The sequence below is a fragment of the Belnapia sp. AC561 genome, assembly GCF_979252845.1.
The window spans coordinates 15,728-38,366 of record NZ_CEEDBP010000030.1; the positions used below are offsets into that span (position 1 = coordinate 15,728).

The window sequence follows — 22,639 nt, forward strand, 5'->3', positions numbered from 1 at the left end:
ACCTCTCCGCGCCCGGCCGCAACGCCTGCCGAAAATCCGGGCAGGGCCGGGCCGGAAGGCCGAGATAGCCGGGCCTTGGCGCTTGCGCCGCCCGCCTCGGGGCGCAGAATGCGGCCGCTGTACCGTGACGTGACGAGGACCCTATGACCCCACCCCGGCAGATGAGGCTCGGCGTTTCGATCCGCTACCTCGGCTACCACGCCGCCGCCTGGCGCCACCCGGAGGCCGACCCCGGCGCCGCCTCGAAGCTCAGCCACTTCGTCCGGCTCGCCCAGACTGCGGAAGCGGCCAAGCTGGACATGGTCTTCCTCGCCGACGGCATCGGCCTCCGCACCCGGGACGACCCGCCGGGCGCGCTCTGCCGCTCGCACCAGACCGCCGAGTTGGAGCCGCTGACACTGCTCTCGGCGCTCTCCTCCGTCACCAGCCGCATCGGCCTCGTGGCGACGGCTAGCACGACCTACAACGAGCCCTTCCACATCGCCCGCAAATGGGCCTCGCTGGATCATCTCAGCGGCGGCCGCGCCGGCTGGAACATCGTGACGAGCTGGTCCGAGGCCGAGGCCTGGAACTTCAACCGCGAACAGCACATGGACTACGAGACGCGCTACGAGCGCGCCGCCGAGTTCGTGGAGGTGGTGAAGGGACTCTGGGACAGCTGGGAGGGCGATGCGCTGGTCCACGACAAGGCCAGCGGCATCTTCTTCGACCAGAAGAAGCTCCATTGGCTGAACCACAAGGGCAAGCATTTCCAGGTCCGCGGCCCGCTGACCATCGCCCGCACCCCGCAGGGCCGCCCCATCCTGGTCCAGGCCGGCGCCTCCGAGCAGGGGCTCGAGATCGCCGCGCAGAGCGCCGACGTGGTCTATACCGGCGCGCTGAACCTCGAATCGGCCAAGGCCTACTACGTCAACCTGAAGGACCGCATGGCCAAGTACGGCCGCGCCCGGGACGACCTCAAGATCATGCCCGGCATCACCCTCTTCATCGGCCGCACCGAGGCGGAGGCCCAGGCGAAGTACCAGCAGCTCAACGATTTGGTGGAGCCCGAGCTCGGCCTCTCCTACCTCTACAGCCAGATGGGCGACCTCTCGGCCTATCCGCTGGACGGCCCGGTGCCGGAGCCGAAGGACCCCCGCGTTCGCAGCATGGCGGCGAACAACCTGGCCCTGGCGCGGCGGGAGAACCTGACCATCCGCCAGCTCTATTCCCGCATCGCCGCCGGCTTCGGCGGCCGGGTGCTGGTCGGCACGCCGGAGATGATCGTCGACAACATGGTGGAATGGATGGAGGCCGGCGCCGCCGACGGCTTCAACCTTTGCCCGCCGGTGCTGCCGCTCGGCCTCGACGACTTCGTCGAGATGGTGCTGCCGGAGCTGCACCGCCGCGGCCTGTTCCGCACGGAATACGAGGGCACCACCCTGCGCGAGAACCTCGGCGTGCCGATGCCGCCCAACCGCTACGTCGCCGCCGCCGAAGCCGCCGAATGAGCGGGCTGGTCATCCTCGGCGCCGGCCCCGCCGGGAGCGCCGCCGCAGCGATCCTGCCCGAAGCCCGCCTCATCGCCACCGCCTGGCACGCCGAGCCCGGCCGCCTCTGGATCGAGACCGCCGCCGGGGTCGAGGCCGTGCCCTTCGACCGCCTTCTGCTCTGCGCCGACGAACCCCTGCTGCTGCTCGCCCTCGGCTGCGCCTTCGCCGCCGGCCGCCCACAGGTGGACCCGACCGGCCAGACCAGCCGCCCCGGCATCTACGCCGCCGGCGCCATCCTCGGCGCCACCACCGCGGAGGAGGCCGCCCGTCAGGGCCGCATCGCCGCCCAGGCCCTGGCAGGCTTGCCGCCGGAAGGGCTGCTTGCCGCCACGCCGCTGCCGGAGCCCGTGGCCGCCACCCGCCTCGACCCCCTCGCCATCGCCCAACTCCTAGAAACCCCGCCCGGCCCCGCCCGCAGCGCCGCGGTGCTTGCCCAGGCCGCTCTCCGCGGCCCGCGCCTCTCCAGCATCGCCGCCCCGGCCCGCAACGTCGGCTTCGCCGCGCTGGCCGCCATAGCCCCGGCGACGCTGACCCCGCGCGATACCCAGGCCGACACGGGGACGCTCGCATGAGCTACGACGTCATCGTCGTCGGCGGCGGCCTGCACGGCATGTCCGCCGCCCTCCACATCGCCCGCCGCGGCCGCCGCGTGCTGGTGCTGGAGAAGGACCGCGTCGCCGCCCATGCCTCCTCCTACTCGGCAGGTGGCGTCCGCACCCTCGGCCGCCACCCGGCCGAGGTGCCGCTCGCCGTCGAATCCCTGGCATTGTGGCACCGCATCGCCGACCTCGTCGGCGACGACTGCGACTTCCACGAGACCGGCCACGTCAAGGTGGCCGAGACCGCTGCCGAGCTGGCCGAGCTGGAAGCCCGCGCCGCCACCATGCGCGCCGCCGGCTGGGACCACGAGGAAGCGATCGACCGCGCCGAGCTCCGCCGCATCCTTCCCGCCGTCGCCCCGCACGCGACCGGCGGCCTGATCGCCCGCCGCAACGGCTTCGCCCGCCCCTACCGCACCACCCTGGCCTTCCAGCGCGCCGCCGAGGCCGCCGGGGCCGTGGTGCGCGAGGGCGCCGGCGTCGCCGGCCTCGACCGCCGCGACGGGCAATGGCACCTCCGCTGCACCGACGGCAGCAGCCACGCCGCCCCCATCCTGGTGAACACCGCCGGCGCCTGGGGCGCCCGCCTCGCGCGGTCGGTCGGCGAGGAGATCCCGCTCGGCTTCAACGCCTTCATGATGATCTACACCTCCGCCCTGCCGCCCTTCGTCACGCCCGTCGTCGGCCTCACCGGCCGGCCGATGTCCTTCAAGCAGGCCGAGACCGGCCACGTGATGATCGGCGGCGGCCACAAGGGCGTCGGCGATCTCGATACCGGCGAGGTCGCGCTCGACGTCGAACGCCTAGCCTTCTCGGCGAAGACCGCCCTCGACATCTTCCCCATCCTGAAGGACGCCCGGATGGTCCATGCCTGGGCCGGGATCGAGGGCGTGCTGCCGGACGAGATCCCGGTCGTCGGCCTCTCCCGCGCCGTCCCCGGCCTCGTCCACGCCTTCGGCTTCTGCGGCCATGGCTTCGAGCTCGGGCCGGTCATGGGCGGCATCGTGGCCCAACTGGCGCTCGACGGCGCCACCAACATGCCGATCGCCCCCTTCGCCCCGGACCGCTTCGGCCAGGTCGCCGCTGCCGGCCCCGGCGCCCTGCTGCAACCCGCGGGATAGACCGGCATGCGCGTCGCCATCCTCGGCACCGGGGCTATCGGCCTCGGTGCCGCCGCCCTCCTCACCGAGCAGGGCCACCAGCCCGTGCTCTGGTCCCCCTCCGGCACCGGCGCCGCGGCGCTGGCCGCGGGTGAGCCGCTGGAAGCCTCCGGCGCCCTGACCGGCCGCTACAAGGTCGCGGTCGCCGCCGATGCCGCCGCCGCCGTCACCGGTGCCGAGACCGTCATGCTGGCGCTGCCCGCCTATGGCCACCGGGCGGTGCTGGACGCCGTCCTGCCGCACCTGGCGGCCGGGCAGACGGTGCTGTTCAGCGGCCATCTCTCCTTCGCTGCCCTCTACCTTGCGCAGCGCCTGGCCGAACGCGGATTGCGCCTGCCCATGGTCGTCTGGGGCACCACCGTCACCACCGGCCGCCGCACCGACCCGACCGCCGTCCGCCTCAACATCCGCGCCAAGGTCGACGTCGCCAGCCTGCCCGCCGGCGAGGGCGGCCTCGCCCTGTCGCAGGCGCTGTTCGGCGACCGCTTCGTCCCACGCGACGACCTCATCGCCATCGCCCTCAGCAACGTCAATCCGCAGAACCACATGGCCATCGCGTTGTGCAACCTGACGCGCATGGAGCGCGGCGAGGAATGGGCGCAGAACGAGAACATCACCGACGCGGTCGGCCGGCTGATCGAGGCGCTGGACGCCGAACGCCTCGCCATCGCCCATGCCTTCGGCGCCACGGTCCGCACCGTGCGCGAGCATTTCCACCTCTCCTTCCACATCCCCGAGGCCCCGCTCGGCGAGATGGCCCGCGCCATGGTGGCCAAGGGCGACCGCACCCTGGCCCCGGCAACGCTCGAGACCCGCTACGTGCTGGAGGATGTGCCCTTCGGCCTCGTCCCCACCGTCCTGCTCGCCCGCCTCGCCGGCATCGCCACGCCGCTGCACGACAGCGGCATCGCCCTGCTCTCGGCGCTCTATGGCCGTGATCTTGCATCCGCCAACGACATCCTGCCGTCGCTCGGTTTCGCCGGCATCACGAAGGACAGGCTACGCGCGCTGGTGCGCTGAGGAGACAGGCTGCGCATGGGAACGCTGAACTACATCGCCCGCCGGCTGCTCTTCTCCGCCTGCCTCATCCTGGGCGTCAGCGTCATCCTCTTTGCCCTGATCAACGCCATCGGCAACCCGATCGAGATCCTCCTTGCCGAACGCCCCGGCGTCACCGAGGAGATCATCGAGGCGGTGACGAAATACTACGGCCTCGACGGCAGCGTCACCGACCGCTACTTCACCTGGCTCGGCAACCTCGCCCGGCTCGATTTCGGCACCAGCATCATCTACAACCAGCCGGTCGGCGACATGCTCTGGTCCTTCGGGATCGAGACCTTGAAGATCCAGGTCCCCGGCATCCTGCTGGCGCTCGGCCTGTCGGTGCTGGTCTCCACCCTCGCCGCCACGCGGCAGTACAGCCGCACCGACTTCACCGTCATCGCCGGCGCCATGCTCGGCCATTCGCTGCCCGGCTTCTTCATCGGCATCCTGCTGATCCTCATCTTCTCCTACTGGCTTGGCGTGCTGCCCTCCTACGGCGCCTATTCCACCCGCAACCTGCTGTGGGACAGCGAGCTGGCGGACGGGCTCTGGCACATGGTGCTGCCGGTCGGGATGCTGACCATCTTCAACACCGCGACCCTGACGCTGCTGATGCGCTCGTCGCTCGTCGACGTGCTGCGGCAGGACTTCATCACCGCCGCCCGCGCCTCCGGCCTGCCGGAACGCCGCGTGGTCTTCGGCCATGCGCTGCGCAACGCCTTCATCCCGGTGCTGACCTATCTCGGCATCCTCTTCGGCCTGATGCTCGGCACCGCACCAGTGACCGAGACGGTCTTCACCTGGCCCGGCCTCGGCGCGCTCTACATCATGGCCATCCAGCAGCTCGACTATCCGCTCATCATGGGGGAGACGATGGTCATCACCGTCATGCTGGTCGGCGCCACCCTGCTGACCGACATCGCCTATGTCGTCATCGACCCGCGCATCCGGCTCGGCTGATGCACGGCACCCTTCCCGCAAAGCCTCCCGGCATCTGGCGCCAGGGCTGGTACCGCTTCCGCCGCAACCGCGGCGGCATGCTCGGCCTCGTCCTCGTCGCCCTGGTGGTGCTGGTCGCGCTGACCTGCTTCGTCGCCGCGCCCTACGACCCGAACGACCAGTCCGCCATGCTGCGCGGCGCCTCCCGCCAGGGCCCCTCGGCGCTGCACTGGCTCGGCACCGACCGCATGGGCTACGACGTGCTCAGCCGGGTGCTCTACGGCGCCCCCACGGCGCTGGCGGTCGGGCTCGGCGCCATGGCCATCGCCTCGGTCATCGGCGTCGTCATCGGCGGCATCGCCGGCTACGTCGGCGGGCTGGTGGATGAGTGCCTGATGCGCTTCGCCGAGTTCTTCATGGTCATCCCGGTCTTCATCGTCATCCTCGCGGTGGTCCGCCTCTTCGGCATCATGGTCGTGGGCACCTGGATGGAACGCGTGCCGCACCTCAACCTGATGACCATCATCGCCCTGCTGGGCATCTTCGGCTGGCCGCCCGTCGCCCGCATGGCCCGCGCCGAATTCCTCCGCCTCAAGCACGCCGAATTCGTCGAGGCCGCCATCTGCATCGGCACCACCCGGCGGGACATCCTGGCGCGCCACATCCTGCCCAATGCGCTGCCCTCGCTGATCGTGCTGGTGGCACTCGGCATCGGCGGCGCCATCCTGGCGGAGACCATGGTCAGCTTCCTCGGCTTCGGCGACCCCAAGGCCATCTCCTGGGGCCAGCTCCTCTACTTCAACTACGAATCGTTGAAGGTCGCGCCCTGGGGCTCGGTCGCCCCCGGCGTCGCCATCTTCACCACCGTGCTCGGCTTCAACCTGCTGGCGGATGGGCTGACCGATGCCTTCAATCCGCGCCTCCGGCAGTAGCGCCATGACCGAACGATTGCTCTCGGTCGAGGACCTCAAGGTCCATTTCTTCACCCGGGACGGCGTGGTCCGCGCCGTCGATGGCGTCGATTTCTCGGTCAACCGCGGCGAGACGCTGGGTATCGTCGGCGAGAGCGGCAGCGGCAAGACCGTCTCCAGCCTCGCCCTGCTGCGCCTGGTCCCACCCCCCGCCCGCACCGTCGGCGGCCGCGTCGTCTTCGAGGGCGAGGACCTGCTGACCAAGCCCGCCAAGGCGCTGGGCACCATCCGCGGCCGCCGCATCGCCATGATCTTCCAGAACCCGGCGACCTCGCTGAATCCGATCTATTCCATCGGCACCCAGCTCGGCGAGATCCTGCTCTGGCACGAGCCCATCACCCGGGCCGAGGCCGAGGCCCGCGTCATCGCCCTGCTCACCCTGGTCGGCATCACCGACCCCGCCGCCCGCCTGCGGCAGTACCCGCATGAGCTCAGCGGCGGCATGAAGCAACGCGTCGGCATCGCCCGCGCCCTGCTCTGCAACCCCTCCCTGGTCCTGGCGGACGAGCCCACCACCGCCCTCGACGTCACCATCCAGGCGCAGATCCTCGACCTGCTGGCCGACCTCCGCCGCCGCCTCGGCATGGCCATGGTCCTCGTCACCCACGACATGGGCGTCGTCGCCCGCATGGCGGACCGCATCACCGTCATGTACGCCGGCCGCGTCTGCGAAACCGCCGACGCCGCCACCATCTTCCGCGCCCCGCAACACCCCTATACCCGCGCCCTGCTCGACAGCATGCCGCGCATCGACCACCGCTACACCGGCGGCGCCCGCCAGGTGCTGCCCACCATCCCCGGCCGCCCGCCCAACCTGCTCGACCCACCCGCCGGCTGCCGCTTCCACCCCCGCTGCCCCGATGCCATCGCCGACTGCCGCCGCATCCTGCCGATCGAGACCGAGATCGCCCCCGGCCATACCGTCAGCTGCATCCGCCGCGGCAGCCAGGGGATCGCCGCATGAGCGAGGCGCTGCTCGAGGTCCGGAACCTCTCCAAGCACTACCCCGTCCTCAAGCGCGGCATCCTGCTGCAGCGGAAGGCCGCCGAGATCCGCGCGGTCGACGACGTCTCCTTCAGCATCCAGCCCGGGGAAACGCTCGGCCTGGTCGGCGAGAGCGGCTGCGGCAAGACCACCACGGCGCGGGCCATCCTCAACCTCGTCACCCCCAGCGAGGGCAGCGTCCGCTTCGCCGGCCAGGACATCGTCCCGGTCTTCCGCGGCCGCGACCGCGCCGCCCAGCTCGCCATCCGCCGCAGCCTACAATACGTCTTCCAGGACCCCTACCTCTCGCTCAACCCGCGCTGGACCATCGGCGAGACCCTGCGCGAGCCGCTCCGCGTCCACCTGCCCGATCAGCAGGCCGGCTGGCAGGCCCGCATCGACGAATTGCTGCAGATGGTCGGCCTGGAGCCACACCACGCCTGGCGCTACCCGCACGAGTTCAGCGGCGGCCAGCGCCAGCGGGTCGGCGTCGCCCGCGCCCTGGCGGTCGAGCCCCGCCTGCTGATCCTGGACGAACCCGTCTCCTCGCTCGACATCTCGGTCCGCGCCCAGATCCTCAACCTGCTGGTGGAACTCCAGGACCGGCTCGGCCTGACCTACCTCTACATCTCGCACGATCTCAGCTCGGTCCGCTTCATCAGCACCCATGTCGCGGTGATGTACCTCGGCAAGCTGGTCGAGCTCGCCCCGGTGGACACGCTGTTTGCCACCCCCGGCCACCACTACACGCGCGCCCTGCTGAGCGCGATCCCGGTGCCCGACCCCGGCGCCGCAAATACCCGCATCGCCCTGCAGGGGGAGGTGCCGAGCGCCATGAACCGCCCCCCCGGCTGCCCCTTCCACCCCCGCTGCGCCGCCGCCCTGCCGGTCTGCGCCCGCGAGGAACCGCCGCTGACTGCCTTCGGCCCCGGCCACCGCCTGGCCTGCCACAACCCGGCTTGATAGGAGCACGCGCGCCATGCAGGTGATCGTCATCGGCGCCGGCGCCGTCGGGGCCGCCACCGCCTTCCGCCTCGCCCAGGCCGGCGCCCGCGTCACCGTGCTCGAGGCCGGCCGCATCGGCGGCGGCACCAGCGGCACCAGCTTCGCCTGGATCAACTCCACCAACGCCGACGTCCCGCCCGCCTACCATGCGCTGCGCACCGCCAGCATGGCGCTGCACCGAGACCTCGCCGCCGAATTCGGCAACCCCGACTGGTACCACCCAACCGGCGGCCTGCAATGGATGCGCCCCGACAAGGCCCCGGCGCTGGAGGACAACCTCCGCCGCCTGCGCGAACGCGGCTACGCCGCCGAATGGATCACCCGCACCCGCCTGCTGGAGATGGAGCCCGACCTCGACCCCGATGTCGTCGGCGACGTCCCCATCGCCTGGTTCCCCGAGGAAGCCTGGCTCGACCCCGTCCCCTATGCCGGCGCCATGCTGCGCGCCGCGCGCGCCCTCGGCGCCGAAATCCGCACCCACACGAAGGTCGCCGGCATGGCCATGCAGGGCAGCCGCGTCACCGGCGTCACCCTCGCCGACGGCACGACGCTTCCCGCCGATACCGTGGTGAATTGCGCCGGCCGCTGGGCCGATACCGTGGCGGAGGACGCCGGCCTCCGCATCCCGCTCGCCCCCACCCATGGCTTCCTCGTCTTCACCCCACCCGTGGCGCTCGCCGTCGCCCACCTGCTGCATGCGCCGGAGGCCAACCTCCGCCCCGATGGCGCCGGCCGCCTCATGCTGGTCTGGAACGACTTCGCCGCCGCCGTCACCGCCGACACCATCCCCGATACCGCCATGCCCGAGGTGCAAGCGATGATGCGCAGCGTCGCCCGCCTCATCCCCGCGCTGGCCGGCGTCGAGGCCGAGGCCGTCCGCATCGGCACCCGCCCCCTGCCGCCGGACGGGCTCTCCATCGTCGGCCCGGTGCCGCGGATGGAGGGCTACTACGTCGCGGTGACGCATAGCGGCATCACCCTCTCGCCCCTGCTCGGCAAGCTCGCCGCGGCGGAGATCATCACCGGCCGACCCGACCCTGCGCTGGCGGAATTCCGCCCGGCGCGCTTCTTCAACTGAGGAGACCCCGCATGCCGAAACGCCGCACCCTGATGCAGGCCGCCGCCGCGGCGGCCGTCACCGCCGCCGCCGGTCCCGCCCGCGCCGCGCCGCCCTTCTTCAAGCTCTACATGATGATCCCGAACAACCAGCCGGCGCGGATGATCTGGGGCACGCTCGCGGCGCAGCAGATGTCGCGCATCGGCATCGACGTCGTCTCCTCCTTCGTGCCCTTCACCGTCATCGCCCCGCGGCGCTCGCGCGGGGAGGGCAAGCCGCATCCCGAGGGCGGCTGGGACTGCTACCTCGAGCGCTACTACTACAACGCCATCAAGCCGACGCCGAACACCCTGTTCCACAGCCGCCTGATGCCGCCGGGCGGCGAGAACTACTACTACGTAAACGACCCGCAGATCGACGCCTCGCTCGACGCCATCAGCAACACCCGCGACGACGCCGAGCGCAGTGCCGCCTACAAGGCCTTCCAGAAGCGCTGGACCGAGGTGGAGCCGCTGACCATCCTGTTCTATCCGCAGGACGTCATCGCGGTGAACCCGAAGCTGAAGGGCTTCGACGCCACCACCTTCAACCCGGTCTTCTTCCCGCAGCCGGAGAAATGGACCATCGAGGGCGCCGGCCGCAACGCGACCGCCGCCTTCGCCTCCTGGGCGCCGCCGGCCAGCCTCATCCCGATGTACACCACGGGCTACAACGAATCGAACATCTTCGGCCCGGTCTACAATCGCCTCTACGAATACGAAAGCTGGGAGAACAAGAAGCTCATCCCCAGCCTCGCCACCGGCCATACCGTCTCGGACGACGGCAAGACCTGGGTCATCACCCTGCGCCAGGGGGTGAAGTGGCATTCGGGCGAGGAATTCACCGCCGCCGACGTCAAGTTCACCTGGGACACCATCCTCAACGCCGCCTACGGCTCGCAGCTCCGCGCCGGGCTGCTGGCCGTCCTTGGCGGGGCGGAGAACTACAAGGTCAGCAGCAAGTACGAGATCACCGTCACGCTGCCCGCCTACAACATGCTCTTCCTCGACTGGGCGCTCGGCTCCCTGGCGATCATGCCCGAACACGCCTACAAGGACCTGCGCCCCGAAAGCCTGCGCGGCCACAGCGCCAGCACCTGGCTCGGCACCTATCCCGTAAAAACCTCGGACGGCAAGACCTTCACCGCCCGCGGCGGCGTCGGCACCGGCCCCTGGATCCCGCAGGGCTACGACCCCGCCCGCAAGGCCTACAAGTATGCCCGCAACCCGAACTACTGGAAGCCGCATACCGGCAACGTCACCACCTTCTACATCGTCAACATCCAGGGCACCGACAGCGTGCTCAGCGCGCTGAAGGCCGGCGAGATCGACGCGCACGACCCGATGTACGACATCGGCCCGCTCGCCGGCACGGTGGATCCTGCCTGGGGCAAGGTGCAGACCTTCGACAGCTTCAAGTGGCAGCACATCTGCTACAACCTGAAGCACCCGGTCTTCGGCACCGGCGTCGACACGCCGCTCGGCAGGCAGGACCCGTCGCGCGCCGCCGAGGCCGCCGCCTATATCCGCCGTGCCATCAGCCACGCCATGCCGCGCGACCAGATCGTCAAGGAGATCGCCGGCGGCTACGGCGAGCCGGGCATCGTGCCGATGCCCTGGTCCGCCCCCGAGTTCGACCACGACGGGCTGAAGCCGATCGCCTACGACCTCGAGCTCTCGCGCCAGTACATGGAAAAGGCCGGCTACAAATTCTGAAGGGGGATGCACCGATGAAACGCCAGATGCGGCTCGGCATGTCCATGCGCGGGCTCGGCTACCACCCCGCCGCCTGGCGGCACCCCAAGGTGCCCGCCGACGGCAGCCTCGACTTCGCGCATTACGTCCGCAACGCCCAGGCGGCGGAGCGCGGGCTCTTCGACATGATCTTCTTCGCCGATGGCATCGGCATCCGCGAGAAGGACGAGCCGCGCGGCTCGCTCGCCCGCTCCGGCTACGAGATCGTCGAGATGGAGCCGATGACCCTGCTGCCGGCGCTCGGCGCGCTCACGAAGCACATCGGCCTGGTGACCACGGCGTCGACCACCTACAACGAGCCCTACCACGTCGCCCGGAAATTCGCGACGCTCGACCTCATCAGCGGCGGCCGCGCCGGCTGGAACATCGTCACCTCCTGGTCCGAGGCCGAGGCCCGCAACTTCAACCGCGAGGAACACCTCGACTACGACACGCGCTACGAGCGCGCCGCAGAATTCGTCGAGGTCGTCACCGGGCTCTGGGACAGCTGGGAGCCCGATGCCTTCCCCTACGACAAGGCCGGCGGGCTGTTCTACGACGAGAGCCGCATGCATGTGCTGAACCATGTCGGCAAGCACTTCCAGGTGCGCGGCCCGCTGAACGTCGCCGCCATGCCGCAGGGCCGCCCCATCCTGGTCCAGGCCGGCGCCTCCGAGCCCGGCCGCGAGATCGCCGCCGCGACGGCCGATGTCGTCTATGCCGCCAGCGACAGCATCGCCAATGCGAAGGCCTACTACGACGACGTCAAGTCGCGCATGGCCAGGTATGGCCGCGAGCCGGACGACCTGAAGATCATGCCCGGCCTCCGCACCGTCGTCGGCCGCACCCGCGCCGAGGCCCAGGCCAAATTCGACGAGCTGCAATCCCTGCTCGACCCGCTGGTCGGCCTCGCCCGGGTCTACAACGCGCTCGGCGACCTCAGCGGCTACGACGTGGACGGGCCGGTGCCGGAGCCGGTGAAGCCGCCCCAGGTCCGCAGCCTGGTGGACCAGATGATGCAGCGCGTCCGGCGGGACAATCTTACCATCCGCCAGCTCTATACCCGGATGACCGCCGGCGGCTTCTGCCTCATCGGCACCGCGGCCGACATCGCCGATGGCATGGAGGCCTGGTTCGACGCCGGCGCCTGCGACGGCTTCAACATCCTGCCGACGCACCTGCCGGAGGCCTGCGAGGATTTCGTCGAGCATGTCACGCCCGAGCTGCAGCGCCGCGGCCTGTTCCGCACCGCCTACGAGGGGGCGACCCTGCGCGATAACCTGGGGTTGAAGCCGCATGTGAACCGCTACGTCGCCGCGCGACAGCGGTCCCAGGCTGCGGAATAGCCCAGCGGTTGGTGGGCCACCGCCGGCTTTGTTAATGATTGACGCGGGTTTTCAAACCGCGTCAAAGTTTGTCGGCCGGCTTCGGCCGGCGCTGCAACGGATGCCTGGGAAGACGCGAGAATAATAACAAAACGCCGTGTTCCGGCCGGTTGGCCGCGGCATGCTGCGTCCAAGGAACCGAGAGTGATGACCGACCTGCCCAAGCGCTGCGACGATCCGCTCTTGGCCCGGCCGATCCTGCTCGGCCGTCACCGTGCCGAGGCCCCGATCGGCGGCATGCTGGAACGTCTCGGCCTCACCGGCCCGCCGCAGGGCCACCCCGCCACCCGGCGCCAGCGCCGCAAGCTCATCGCCCAAGCCTTCGAGGCGGAGATCCTGCCCCGCCTGAAGCTGGGGCACCAGGCCGCGCCGCCGCCGCGCCCATCGGCCCACCCCCTGGCCGGCGGCAATGCCGCCATCGCCGCCCCGGACCTGGAGACGATGGCCGGGCTGGTGCTGCGCCAGGACCTCGCCGGCAGCCTCGCCCTGCTGGAGACGGTCCGCGCCCGCGGCGTCCCGCCCGCCCGCATCAGCCTGGACCTGCTGGCCCCCACCGCCCGCCACCTGGGGGAGATGTGGGAGAACGACCTCTGCACCTTCACCGAGGTGACGCTCGGCCTCGGCGTGCTGCGCAAGCTGCTCGGCGCCGTCTTCGGCCCGCTGGAGACCGAGGTGCCGGTCCGCGATGCCGCCCGCCGCGTGCTGCTGGCCAGCATCGCCTCCGAGCAGCACAGCTTCGGCCTCGGCATGGTGGCGGATTTCTTCCGCAAGGCCGGCTGGGACGTCGCCGCCGAGGCCCCCGGCTCGGCCGAGGCGCTGGCCGCGCAGACCGGCCAGGAATGGTTCGCCGTCGCCGGCCTCACCCTCAGCACGGATGAGGGCATCGGCCCCCTCGCGCTGGCCATCCGCGCCATCCGCCAGGCTTCCTGCAATCCCATCATCGGCATCATGGTCGGCGGCCCGGTCTTCACCGCGCGGCCGGAACTGGCGCTGCTGGTCGGCGCCGACCTCACCGCGCCGGATGCCGAACAGGCCGTGCTGCGCGCCGAGGGCCTCCGCGTGCTGATGAGCATCCTGCCCAACCGGCGGTAACGGCGGCCGGGGCTCAGCCCCGCGCGGCGCGGTGGACGTGCCGCGCCGCCAGCAGCGCCGCCAGCTCCTCCTCGCCCTCGGCGACCGCGGTCAGGATCATCGCGTGCTCCTGCCAGTCCGGCCCGGCCCGCTCGGCGCTGTTGCGGCGGAAGACCAGCTCGGTCCGCTCCCGCAGCGGCCGCATCAGCTCCTGCAGGGCGCGGTTCGCCCCGGCATCGGCCAGCAGCTCGTGGAAGGCGGCGTTCAGCGCCGCCAGCGCCTCGGCCGGGCCATCCGCCGGGATGGCGGCGCCGCGTGCCAGCAGGGCGCGGATGCGGCCGACCATCCCGGCATCCCGCCGCCGCGCCGCCAGCCGGGCATTCAGCCCCTCCAGCACCGCCCGCACCTCGATCAGCTCGGCGGCGAAGTCCGGGGTGAGGGCCGCGACCTGCGCCCCGCGCGCCCCCTCCGCCGGCACCGCCAGCCCCTCGGCGACCAGTTGCTTGATCGCCTCGCGGATCGGCACCCGGGACATGCCGAGGTCGGCCGAGAGCTTCTCCTCGATCAGCCGCTCCCCCGGCGCCAGGCGGCCGGCGAGGATCGCCTCGCGCAGCGCCTCCTGCGCCTGGCGGCTGAGCGGCGCCCGCGGGGGCGTGGCACCGGAGGAGGGGAGGGCGCTGAGCTGCGCCGCCGCGGCCTCCGGGGTGGGGATCGGCCTGTTCATGCTGCCTGGGTCACTGCCTCGTCGCGCCTGTCCTGGCTATAGCGGATCCTGGCTATAGCGGATTTTCCCCGGCCCCGCATCGCCGTATACGGCAATTCCGCGGCAGCCCAGGGAAGTGGCCGTATTTCGCCTGATCGATGAATATTCAGGCAAATACGACCGGCATTCCTGCAATTATTGGTCCGGGAGCCGCACCGCCCGCGGTGGTTTCTGTTGACAGCCCTTGTCGCCGTATACAACGATGCGGCAACGCCAGACCCCCGCGGCCCGAGATACCCATCCCGAGGAGTGCCCGCCCCATGGGGGTCCAGCTCGACGCCGTCCACAGCATCTATCTCGTCGGCGTCGCCGCCATCGTCGTCTCGATGATCCTGCGCGCCAATGTCGTCGTCCCCGCCATCATCGCCACCTTCGCCGTGGCCTTCGCCTTCACCGGCAGCCCGCTCGCCGCCACCATCTCGGTCTTCAACGGCTCCCTGGTCGCGGCGAAGGAGCTGTTCAGCATCTTCCTGGTCATCGCCTTCATGACCGCGCTGCTGAACGCCCTGCGCAGCCTGGGCGCGGACCAGCAGATGGTCCGCCCCTTCCAGCGGGTGATGACCAATGGCCATGTCGCCTACCTGGTGCTCGCCGCCGTCACCTACGTCATCTCGCTGTTCTTCTGGCCGACCCCGGCGGTGCCGCTGGTCGCCGCCACGCTCCTGCCGGCCGCCATCTACGCCGGGCTGCCGGCGATGGGCGCCGCCGTCGCCATCGCCATCGCCGGGCAGGGGATGGCGCTCTCCTCCGACTACGTCATCCGCGTCGCGCCGGCGATCAGCGCCCGCGCTGCCGGCATGGCCGATGCCGCCAATACCATCGCCGACAAGACCCTGCTGCTCTCCCTCGTCACCGGCCTCGTCGCGCTCGGCCTCGGCTGGCTCCGCATCCGCCGCGGCATCCAGGCCCCGGGCCAGCGCCACCTCGCCGCCTGGCAGGAGGGCGCCACGCTGGAGGCGAGCCTCGCCGAGCAGCGCGAGCAGGTCGCGCCCAACATCGGCTCCTTCGACAAGTCGGTCATCGCCTTGCGCGCCGCGGAAGGCCTGCCGGAGAACGACAGCACGGCGCCCATCCCGCCGGCGCATCCCTGGTGCCGCGCCATGGCGATCCTGACGCCGATCGTCTTCCTCCTCGTCATCGTCATCATGCTGGCGCCGAAATTCGTCGCCGGGATGCCGGACCTGAAGGGCGGCGATGCCGCGGCCCTGGTCGGCGGCACCGCGGCGCTGATGATGCTGATCGCCACCTTCGCCGCCGATGGCCGGCGGGCGATGCATACGGCGGCCGACCACATCATCGACGGGCTGGTCTTCTCCTTCCGCGCCATGGGCACCGTGCTCCCCATCGCCGGCTTCTTCTTCCTCGGGGCGTCGGAGACCTCGGGCGCCATCCTCGGCCTGCCCGCCGGCACCCATGGCCCCGGCCTGCTGTTCGAGGTGATCGGTGCGGTCCAGCACCTCATCCCCCCCAGTCCGACGGCGGTCGCCTTCGCGGTGCTGATCGTCGGCATGATCACCGGCATCGACGGCTCGGGCTTCGCCGGGCTGCCGCTGACGGGGGCGCTGTCCGGGGCACTCGGCCCGGTGGCGCATGTCGACCCGACCACCCTCGCGGCGGTCGGGCAGATGGGCGCGGTCTGGACCGGCGGCGGCACGCTCATCGCGTGGTCCTCGCTGATCGCCGTCGCCGGCTTCTGCCGCGTGCCCGTGCTCGATGCGGTGCGGGTGCTCTTCCTGCCGGTGATCGCCGGCCTCATCCTCTCGACCATCGTCGCGGTGGTCCTGTGGTGAGCGATACCAACTCCAAGGAGGTTCCGATGGCCACGCTGATGAACCACGACGAATTCCGCACCGCGCTCGAGAATGCCATCAAGGGCAAAAGCGCCAACCAATCCCCCTTCAGCATCGCCTGGGCGACCGGCCAGCTCTCGCGCGAGCATCTCTGCCGCTGGGCCGAGAACCACTACCACTACGTCGGCCCCTTCGCCGACTACCTCGGCTACGTCTATGCCCGCATGCCCGCGCAGTACACGGAGGCGAAGGACTTCCTGCTCGCCAACATGTACGAGGAGGAGATCGGCGGCGACCGCCACACCGACCTGCTCATCCGCTTCGCCGAGGCCTGCGGCACCACCGCCGCCCGGGTGAAGGACGAGGACAACATGTCCCCCACCACCCGCGCCCTGCAGGCCTGGTGCTATGCCGTCGCCATGCGCGAGGACCCGATCGTCGCCGTCGCCGGCCTGGTCGTCGGCCTCGAATCCCAGGTGCCCAGCATCTACCGCAAGCAGACCCCGACCCTGCGGGAGAAGTATGGCTTCACGGACGAGGAGGTCGAGTTCTTCGACCTGCACATCGTCTCCGACGAGATCCATGGCGAGCGCGGCTACCAGATCGTGCTGGAACACGCGACCACGGTCGAGCTGCAGCAGCGCTGCCTGAAGATCTGCGAGATCGGCGCCCAGATGCGGCTGCTCTACACGACGGCGCTCTACAACGACTACGTGGCCAAGGAGATCTCCCTGCCGCAGCTCGGCCTCGCGGCGTAACGCCCCGCATGCCCGTCGTCGTATTCCGGAAGGGGGAGGGGGTCTTCGAGGAGGAGGTCCCCGACAACGCCAATCTCGTGGTGCGCGCGGGCATCAAGAAATACCCCTGGCCGCATCTCCGCTACGGCTGCGGCATGGGGAAATGCGCCAAATGCGCCTGCCGCGTCCTCAGCGGCGCGGAGCACCTGCCCGCGCCGAACTGGAAGGAGGAGAAGCAATTGGGCGACCGCATCGCCCAGGGCTACCGCCTGGTCTGCCAGATCTGGCTGACCCATGATATCAGCCTCGCCCAGAACGAGGTCGCCCTGCCGCCGCGCCCCGCAGCCTGAGGAGCCCGCCATGTATGTCATCCTCACCAGCAAGCCCGGCCAGTTCCGCACCGAGCTGACCCCCGGCCTCACCCCGGTCGAGACCTACGACTACCTCTTCCACGAAAGCCGCAAGGCGCGCTTCGTCATCGCCGCCATCGCCGGCACGCCGCGCATCCGCGTGGTCGAGGAAGGCCCCGCCGGCCTCGTCAACAGCGTGCCCTGCAAATTCCTCCAGCACTTCGACACCGTCGAGGCCGCCCGCCGCGAACTGCGGACACTGACCGCCTTCGGCAATGTCCAGGCGCGGCTGGAGCCGGTGGCGGCATGATCACCGTCGAGTTCCTCACCAGCGGCAGGACCGCGACGGCGCCGGAGCAGACCAGCCTGCTGCGCCTCTCCATCCGCGAGAAGGGCGGCATCCCCTTCAAATGCGGCGGCGGCATCTGCGGCACCTGCAAATGCAAGGTGGAGCAGGGCCTCGAGAACACCGACCCGGTGAAGCCGAAGGAACGCCGCCACCTGACCGAGGCCGACCTCGCCGCCGGCTACCGCATGGCCTGCCAGACCTTCGTCACCGGCGACGTCGCCGTCTCCTGGGTGCCCGTCCCGCCCCGTCCCGGAACCGTCGCATGAAAAGTGCCCTGAAGCTCGAACTCCGCGAAGCCCGCGCCATGGTCGCCGGCGCCACCGCCGAGGCCAGCCGCATCGGCGTGGCCCAGACCGTCTGCATCACCGACGACGGCGGCTTCCCCATCGCGCTGGAGCGCATGGACGGCGCCCGCATCACCGGCCCGCAGATCGCCTGGAACAAGGCCTTCACGGCGGCCGGCCACAAGCGCTCGACCCACCTGTTCAACACCCCGCCCAACGGCCCCGCCCTGCCGGGCAACGAGGCCTTCGGCATCCAGTGGAGCTTCGAGGGCCGCTTCGCCGTCTTCGTCGGCGGCATCCCCATCGTGGTGGATGGCGCGGTCGTCGGCGGCATCGGCCTCAGCGGCGGCAATGGCGAGCAGGACATCGCCTGTGGCATGGCCGGCCTCCGCGCCCTGGCCGAACTCCTGGCGCCGGATGGCCTGGCGGTCCTGGTGGAGCCCGACATCAAGCGGTGAGGACGCTGCTGATCGTCGCCCACTCCGCCACCGGCGGCACCCGGCAGATGGCCGCGGCCGCCGCCCGCGGCGCCGCGCCGGAAGCCGGCGTCCATACCCGCCTGCTGGCCGCCCCGGACACGCAGCCCGCCGACGTCCTCGCCGCCGACGGCTTCCTTTTCGCCACGCCGGAGAACCTGGCTGCCATCGCCGGGCTGATGAAGGACTTCTTCGACCGCTGCTACTATCCCGCGCTCGACCGGCTCAACGGCCGCCCCTATGCCAGCCTGATCTGCGCCGGCACCGACGGCAGCAACGCCGCCCGGCAGATCGCCCGCATCGCCACCGGCTGGCGCCTGCGCGCCGTGGCCGAGCCGCTCATCGTCCTGACCGGCGCCCAGACGCCGGAGGCGATCCAGGCGCCCAAGACCATCCCGCCCGAGGCCCTGGCGCGCTGCGAGGAGGCCGGCGCCGCGCTCGCCGCCGGCCTGGCGATGGGCATCTTCTAGTCCAGCAGCCCGAAGATCCGCCCGCCCACCGCCGCCGCCGGCCAGCCCGGCAGCCCCAGCGCCGCCAGGCATCCCCAGACCCCGACCGAGGCGCTGTCCACCACCGGAATCCCCAGCTCCGCCTCCAGCGCCGCCACCACCGGCAGGCCCGGCAGGTTGGTGCTCCAGAGCAGCACCGCATCCACCCCCGGCGCCACCGCCCGCGCCGCCTCGGCGATGCGGGAGGAGGCCAGCGCCGCGGTCTCCGGGTTGCTCGCCACCCCGAATGCCCGCATGGCCCTCACCTCGAAGCCCTGGGCCCCGAATTGCCGGGCGCTCAGCGCCGCCTGGTCCTGGCTGCCCGGCGCCACCAGCCCGATCCGCTTCGCCCCCAGCCGCCCCAGGATGGTGAGCGTATCCAGCGACACGGAAACCACCGGGCATCCCGCGACGGCGCTCATCGCCGCGCCGAGGTCCCGGTCCACCTGGAAGCCGTCCCAGCAGCCCTTGGTGCCGTTCCAGGAGATCGCCGCCACCCCCGCATCGCGCAGCAGCTCCACCGCCGCCCGGATCGGCGGCAGGTCGTAGCCCTGGGCCGGCTGCCCGCTGCCGTCGGGGTGGAAGGGGATGCGCGCGTAGCAGGCGCCCCAATCCGGAAAGCCCGCCAGCAGCCGCTCCACCGTCCGCTCCACCGTGCGGTTGGAGGAGGGGACGAGCTGGCCGATGGCCCGGGGTGGGACGAGCATGCGTGGAATTCTCCTGATGGCGCCGCGGCGGCACGCAATCGACATGCCACCTCACATGTCACGTGGGGGGGCCGCCAGCCCTGGCGAAGCCGCCGGCGCGGCGCCATCTGCTGCCGCATGACCCAAAGGCCCCTCCTGCGCCGGCTGGCCCATCTGCCGCTGGTCCTGCTCGCCATCCTGGTGGTGGCCTTCGAGGCGACCATCTGGCGCTGGCTCACCGCCCTCGGCCGCGTCCTGGCCCGGCTGGCGCCCTTCGCCGCGCTGGAACGGCTGGTCGCCCGGCTCAGCCCGCGAATGGTGGTGGCGACCTTCGTGCTGCCCTTCGCCGCCTTCATCCCGGTGCTGAAATTCGGCGAGCTCTGGCTCTTCCTGCATGGGCATTTCGTGCTGGGGGTGATGCTGCTGGTCGCCGCCAAGGTCATCGGCGTCGCCTTCTCCGCCCGGCTCTTCGAGATCGCCCGGCCGAAGATGCTGCAGGTGCCGGCCTTCGCCTGGGCCTATGGCCATGCGATGCGGCTCTGGGCCGCCTGCCACGCGCTGCTGGAAAGCCTGCCGGCCTGGGTCGCGGCGCGGGCCTTCGTGCATCGCCTGGGCGCCGCCACCCGCGCCCTGCTGGCCACCGGCTGGCAATTCCTGCGCGCGCTCTTCGGCGGCAGCGCCCGGGGCGGCCTCCGCGCCCGGCTTGCCGCCGCCATCCGCCTGCTGCGGCGGCCCGCCTGAATCCACTTCGGCCTCCACACCCCCTGGGCCGGCAGCCGCCCCGGCGATAGACTGCCGCCAACCACCGGGACCCCGATCCACCATGGCTGAAACGCCTGCCGGCCTGCTCGCCCGCCTCGCGGCGCTCGGGATCGAGACCACCACCACCGAGCATGCCCCCGTCTTCACCGTCGCCGAGAGCCAGGCGCTGCGCGGCACGCTGAAGGGGGGCCACAGCAAGAACCTCTTCCTCCGCCCGGCCAAGTCCGGCCCCGGCCCGCATCTGCTGGCGGTGCTGGAGGAGAATCGCCAGGTCTCGGTCAATGCGCTGGCCCGCGCCGCCGGCGCCGGCCGCGTCGAGATGGCGCCGCCCGAGGCGCTGCTCTCGCTGCTCGGCGTCATCCCCGGTTCGGTGACGCCCTTCGGCATGGTCAATGCCCCGCCCGGCGCCGTCCGCATCGTGCTGGATGCCGGGCTGCTGCGCGACCACGACCGGGTGCATTTCCATCCCCTGGTGAACAGCATGACCACGGCCATCCGCCCGGCGGACCTGCTGCGCTTCCTCGAAAGCCTCGGCCACCGCCCCGAATTGCTGGAGCTTCCGCCGCCGCCCGCCTGAGGCAACACCCTGAGGCGGCACCGGCCGCCGCACCCGGCGGCCAATTGTTGAATCCCCCCACCCCCGGCTACCATCTGCGCCTGTCGCCAGGCCGCCATGCGCGCGGCGGGCCAGATCGCCCCATTGCCCTTGCGCCGGACCGGCGCATCTATGTGCCAAGACCGAGGAATAGCCACCATGGACGTCATCTTCGACCCGAACCGCCAGGCCCCCCCAGCCCCCGCCCAGGGTCTCGGCCAGGGCTTGGCCGGCGCTGCGCCGGCCGATGACCTGATCAGGGACGGCGACCAGCGCACGTTCATGCAGGATGTGGTGGAAGCCAGCCGCACCACGCCGATCCTGGTCGATTTCTGGGCCACCTGGTGCGGCCCCTGCAAGACGCTGACGCCGACGATCGAGAAGGTCGTCCGCGCCGCCGGCGGCCGGGTTAAGCTCGTCAAGATCGACATCGACAAGAACCGCCAGCTGGTCCAGCAGCTCACCCAGCTCGGCCTGCCGCTGCAGTCGGTGCCGACGGTTGCCGCCTTCTGGCAGGGCCAGATTGCCGATCTCTTCCAGGGCGCCCTGCCGGAAGGCGAGATCAAGCGCTTCGTCGAGGGCCTGCTGAAGCTGGCCGGCGGCCAGATGCCCGCCGCCGACCTGCTGGCCGAAGCGAAGGCCGCCGCCGAGGCGGGCGACCACCAGGGCGCGCTCCAGCTATTCGGTGCGCTGGCCCAGGAGGAGCCCGAGAATGCCGAGGCCTTCGCCGGCATCGCCCGCAGCCTGATGGAGCTGGGCGAGGAGGAGCAGGCGCTCCAGGTGCTCGACCAGGTGCCGGAGAAGCTGGCCGACCACGCCGCCATCGCCTCCATCCGCGGCACGCTGCAACTGGCGGCCGAGGGCCGCGAGGCGCGGGAGAAGCTGGCCGAATTCGAAAGCCGCCTGGCCGCCGACCCGAACGACCATGCCGCCCGGATTGAGCTCGCCGTCGCGCTCAATGCCTCGGACGATCGGGCCGGCGCGGTGGATGCGCTGCTCGAGGCCTTCAGGCGCGACCGCACCTGGAACGAGGAAGCCGCCCGCAAGCAGCTGCTGAAGTTCTTCGAGGCCTGGGGCTTCGCCGATCCGGCGACCGTCGCCGGCCGGCGGAAGCTTTCCGCGCTGCTGTTCCGGTAGCGCCGGCTCCGTGGCAATCCCCCCCAGCGACACAGCCGTGCCGACACCGGAATTGCCGGAGGAGATTGCCGTCTTCCCGCTCTCCGGCGCCCTGCTGCTGCCGCAGGGGCGGCTGCCCTTGAACATCTTCGAGCCGCGCTACTTGGCGATGGCCCAGGACAGCCTGGCGGCGGGGCGGATGTTCGGCATGATCCAGCCGGACCCCGCTGCGGCGCGCGGCCCGAATGGGCCGGGCCTCTACCGCATCGGCTGCATCGGCCGGCTTTCCTCCTTCGCCGAGACGGATGACGGGCGCCTGCTCATCACCCTGACCGGCCTCAGCCGCTTCCGGGTGGCGGAGGAGCTGGAGATGCGCCGCGGCTATCGCCGGGTGCGGGCGGACTACAGCGGCTTCGCGGCGGATCTCGACACCGCCGCGCCGCCGCCCGTCATCGATCGCCCGGCGCTGGAGGCGGCGCTGCGCCCCTTCTTCAAGGCGCGCGGGATCGAGGCGAATTGGACCGCGATCGAGCAGACCGCCGATCTCGCCCTGGTGCTGACCCTTGCCATGGTCTGCCCCTTCGAAGTGCCGGAAAAACAGGCGCTGCTGGAAGCCGCCACGCCGACGGACCGCGCCGCCATGCTCATCGCCCTGCTGCAGATGGGCGCGCATGGCGCGACCTCCGGCGATGGCCCGCCCGGCCAGCGGCCAAGCTGAAGGACC

At 71.1% G+C, this 22,639-nt stretch carries 25 protein-coding genes; 23 read left to right on the forward strand and 2 right to left on the reverse strand.

Annotated elements, in window-relative coordinates:
• Positions 1 to 143 precede the first annotated feature (143 nt).
• The 12 genes from AC0IW9_RS21290 to AC0IW9_RS21345 all read left to right on the forward strand — a co-directional run bounded on the left by AC0IW9_RS21290 (position 144) and on the right by AC0IW9_RS21345 (position 13,540).
• Positions 144 to 1,490: an LLM class flavin-dependent oxidoreductase gene (locus AC0IW9_RS21290; RefSeq protein WP_471650312.1), complete on the forward strand. Its 1,347-nt coding sequence runs from the start codon at positions 144 to 146 to the stop codon at positions 1,488 to 1,490.
• Positions 1,487 to 2,104, forward strand: coding sequence for a hypothetical protein (locus AC0IW9_RS21295; RefSeq protein WP_471650313.1), 618 nt, complete (start codon positions 1,487 to 1,489; stop codon positions 2,102 to 2,104). The genes AC0IW9_RS21290 and AC0IW9_RS21295 overlap by 4 nt, the downstream gene beginning before the upstream one ends.
• Positions 2,101 to 3,252: an NAD(P)/FAD-dependent oxidoreductase gene (locus AC0IW9_RS21300; RefSeq protein WP_471650314.1), complete on the forward strand. Its 1,152-nt coding sequence runs from the start codon at positions 2,101 to 2,103 to the stop codon at positions 3,250 to 3,252. Before AC0IW9_RS21295 ends, AC0IW9_RS21300 begins: the two co-directional genes overlap by 4 nt.
• Before the next feature lie 6 nt (positions 3,253 to 3,258).
• Complete coding sequence (locus tag AC0IW9_RS21305) at positions 3,259 to 4,311, forward strand: NAD/NADP octopine/nopaline dehydrogenase family protein (RefSeq protein ID WP_471650315.1); 1,053 nt, start codon at positions 3,259 to 3,261, stop codon at positions 4,309 to 4,311.
• Positions 4,312 to 4,326: 15 nt separating this feature from the next.
• Positions 4,327 to 5,295: an ABC transporter permease gene (locus AC0IW9_RS21310; protein ID WP_471650316.1), complete on the forward strand. Its 969-nt coding sequence runs from the start codon at positions 4,327 to 4,329 to the stop codon at positions 5,293 to 5,295.
• Positions 5,295 to 6,206, forward strand: coding sequence for an ABC transporter permease (locus tag AC0IW9_RS21315; RefSeq protein WP_471650317.1), 912 nt, complete (start codon positions 5,295 to 5,297; stop codon positions 6,204 to 6,206). Before AC0IW9_RS21310 ends, AC0IW9_RS21315 begins: the two co-directional genes overlap by 1 nt.
• A gap of 4 nt (positions 6,207 to 6,210) precedes the next feature.
• Entirely contained in the window at positions 6,211 to 7,209 is a 999-nt protein-coding gene (locus AC0IW9_RS21320) for an ABC transporter ATP-binding protein (protein ID WP_471650318.1), read from the forward strand.
• Entirely contained in the window at positions 7,206 to 8,192 is a 987-nt protein-coding gene (locus AC0IW9_RS21325) for an ABC transporter ATP-binding protein (RefSeq protein ID WP_471650319.1), read from the forward strand. The genes AC0IW9_RS21320 and AC0IW9_RS21325 overlap by 4 nt, the downstream gene beginning before the upstream one ends.
• Before the next feature lie 16 nt (positions 8,193 to 8,208).
• The gene (locus AC0IW9_RS21330; RefSeq protein ID WP_471650320.1) at positions 8,209 to 9,312 is read left to right on the forward strand and encodes an NAD(P)/FAD-dependent oxidoreductase; all 1,104 of its coding nucleotides are present in this window, start codon (positions 8,209 to 8,211) and stop codon (positions 9,310 to 9,312) included.
• A gap of 11 nt (positions 9,313 to 9,323) precedes the next feature.
• Positions 9,324 to 11,045, forward strand: a complete 1,722-nt coding sequence (locus tag AC0IW9_RS21335; RefSeq protein WP_471650321.1) for an ABC transporter substrate-binding protein — start codon at positions 9,324 to 9,326, stop codon at positions 11,043 to 11,045.
• 14 nt (positions 11,046 to 11,059) lie between these two features.
• Positions 11,060 to 12,409: an LLM class flavin-dependent oxidoreductase gene (locus AC0IW9_RS21340; protein ID WP_471650322.1), complete on the forward strand. Its 1,350-nt coding sequence runs from the start codon at positions 11,060 to 11,062 to the stop codon at positions 12,407 to 12,409.
• Positions 12,410 to 12,595: 186 nt separating this feature from the next.
• Complete coding sequence (locus tag AC0IW9_RS21345; RefSeq protein ID WP_471650323.1) at positions 12,596 to 13,540, forward strand: cobalamin B12-binding domain-containing protein; 945 nt, start codon at positions 12,596 to 12,598, stop codon at positions 13,538 to 13,540.
• A gap of 13 nt (positions 13,541 to 13,553) precedes the next feature.
• Here AC0IW9_RS21345 and AC0IW9_RS21350 read toward each other — a convergent pair whose 3' ends face one another.
• The gene (locus tag AC0IW9_RS21350; RefSeq protein WP_471650324.1) at positions 13,554 to 14,243 is read right to left on the reverse strand and encodes a GntR family transcriptional regulator; all 690 of its coding nucleotides are present in this window, start codon (positions 14,241 to 14,243) and stop codon (positions 13,554 to 13,556) included.
• Between the two features lie 299 nt (positions 14,244 to 14,542).
• Between AC0IW9_RS21350 and AC0IW9_RS21355 the strand changes: the two genes are divergently transcribed.
• Genes AC0IW9_RS21355 through AC0IW9_RS21385 form a run of 7 tightly spaced genes read left to right on the forward strand, consistent with a single transcriptional unit; the run spans position 14,543 to position 18,738 of the window.
• Positions 14,543 to 16,072 (forward strand): hypothetical protein, encoded by a 1,530-nt coding sequence (locus tag AC0IW9_RS21355; protein WP_471650325.1) that lies wholly within the window; start codon positions 14,543 to 14,545, stop codon positions 16,070 to 16,072.
• Between the two features lie 26 nt (positions 16,073 to 16,098).
• Positions 16,099 to 16,830, forward strand: a complete 732-nt coding sequence (locus AC0IW9_RS21360) for a TenA family transcriptional regulator (RefSeq protein ID WP_471650326.1) — start codon at positions 16,099 to 16,101, stop codon at positions 16,828 to 16,830.
• Positions 16,831 to 16,838: 8 nt separating this feature from the next.
• The gene (locus tag AC0IW9_RS21365) at positions 16,839 to 17,159 is read left to right on the forward strand and encodes a 2Fe-2S iron-sulfur cluster-binding protein (protein WP_471650327.1); all 321 of its coding nucleotides are present in this window, start codon (positions 16,839 to 16,841) and stop codon (positions 17,157 to 17,159) included.
• Positions 17,160 to 17,169: 10 nt separating this feature from the next.
• Positions 17,170 to 17,469, forward strand: coding sequence for a hypothetical protein (locus AC0IW9_RS21370; protein ID WP_471650328.1), 300 nt, complete (start codon positions 17,170 to 17,172; stop codon positions 17,467 to 17,469).
• Positions 17,466 to 17,774 carry a 2Fe-2S iron-sulfur cluster-binding protein gene (locus tag AC0IW9_RS21375; protein WP_471650329.1) on the forward strand — a complete coding sequence of 103 codons (309 nt, stop codon included), beginning with the start codon at positions 17,466 to 17,468 and terminating at the stop codon, positions 17,772 to 17,774. The genes AC0IW9_RS21370 and AC0IW9_RS21375 overlap by 4 nt, the downstream gene beginning before the upstream one ends.
• A complete protein-coding gene (locus AC0IW9_RS21380) occupies positions 17,771 to 18,250 on the forward strand; it encodes a GlcG/HbpS family heme-binding protein (RefSeq protein WP_471650330.1) in 480 nt (159 codons plus the stop codon). Before AC0IW9_RS21375 ends, AC0IW9_RS21380 begins: the two co-directional genes overlap by 4 nt.
• Positions 18,247 to 18,738: a flavodoxin family protein gene (locus tag AC0IW9_RS21385; RefSeq protein ID WP_471650331.1), complete on the forward strand. Its 492-nt coding sequence runs from the start codon at positions 18,247 to 18,249 to the stop codon at positions 18,736 to 18,738. The genes AC0IW9_RS21380 and AC0IW9_RS21385 overlap by 4 nt, the downstream gene beginning before the upstream one ends.
• Here the strand turns inward: AC0IW9_RS21385 and AC0IW9_RS21390 are convergent.
• Positions 18,735 to 19,463 (reverse strand): maleate cis-trans isomerase family protein, encoded by a 729-nt coding sequence (locus tag AC0IW9_RS21390; RefSeq protein WP_471650332.1) that lies wholly within the window; start codon positions 19,461 to 19,463, stop codon positions 18,735 to 18,737. The two genes, AC0IW9_RS21385 and AC0IW9_RS21390, sit on opposite strands and share 4 nt — an antisense overlap.
• A 117-nt stretch (positions 19,464 to 19,580) precedes the next feature.
• Between AC0IW9_RS21390 and AC0IW9_RS21395 the strand changes: the two genes are divergently transcribed.
• The 4 genes from AC0IW9_RS21395 (at position 19,581) to AC0IW9_RS21410 (ending at position 22,633) form a co-directional block, all read left to right on the forward strand.
• Positions 19,581 to 20,183 (forward strand): hypothetical protein, encoded by a 603-nt coding sequence (locus tag AC0IW9_RS21395; RefSeq protein ID WP_471650333.1) that lies wholly within the window; start codon positions 19,581 to 19,583, stop codon positions 20,181 to 20,183.
• 82 nt (positions 20,184 to 20,265) lie between these two features.
• On the forward strand, positions 20,266 to 20,781 hold the full coding sequence (locus AC0IW9_RS21400; protein ID WP_471650334.1) for a YbaK/EbsC family protein: 516 nt from the start codon (positions 20,266 to 20,268) through the stop codon (positions 20,779 to 20,781).
• A 177-nt stretch (positions 20,782 to 20,958) separates the two neighbouring features.
• On the forward strand, positions 20,959 to 21,936 hold the full coding sequence (locus AC0IW9_RS21405; RefSeq protein ID WP_471650335.1) for a tetratricopeptide repeat protein: 978 nt from the start codon (positions 20,959 to 20,961) through the stop codon (positions 21,934 to 21,936).
• Between the two features lie 37 nt (positions 21,937 to 21,973).
• A complete protein-coding gene (locus AC0IW9_RS21410; protein WP_471650336.1) occupies positions 21,974 to 22,633 on the forward strand; it encodes an LON peptidase substrate-binding domain-containing protein in 660 nt (219 codons plus the stop codon).
• Positions 22,634 to 22,639: the final 6 nt, after the last annotated feature.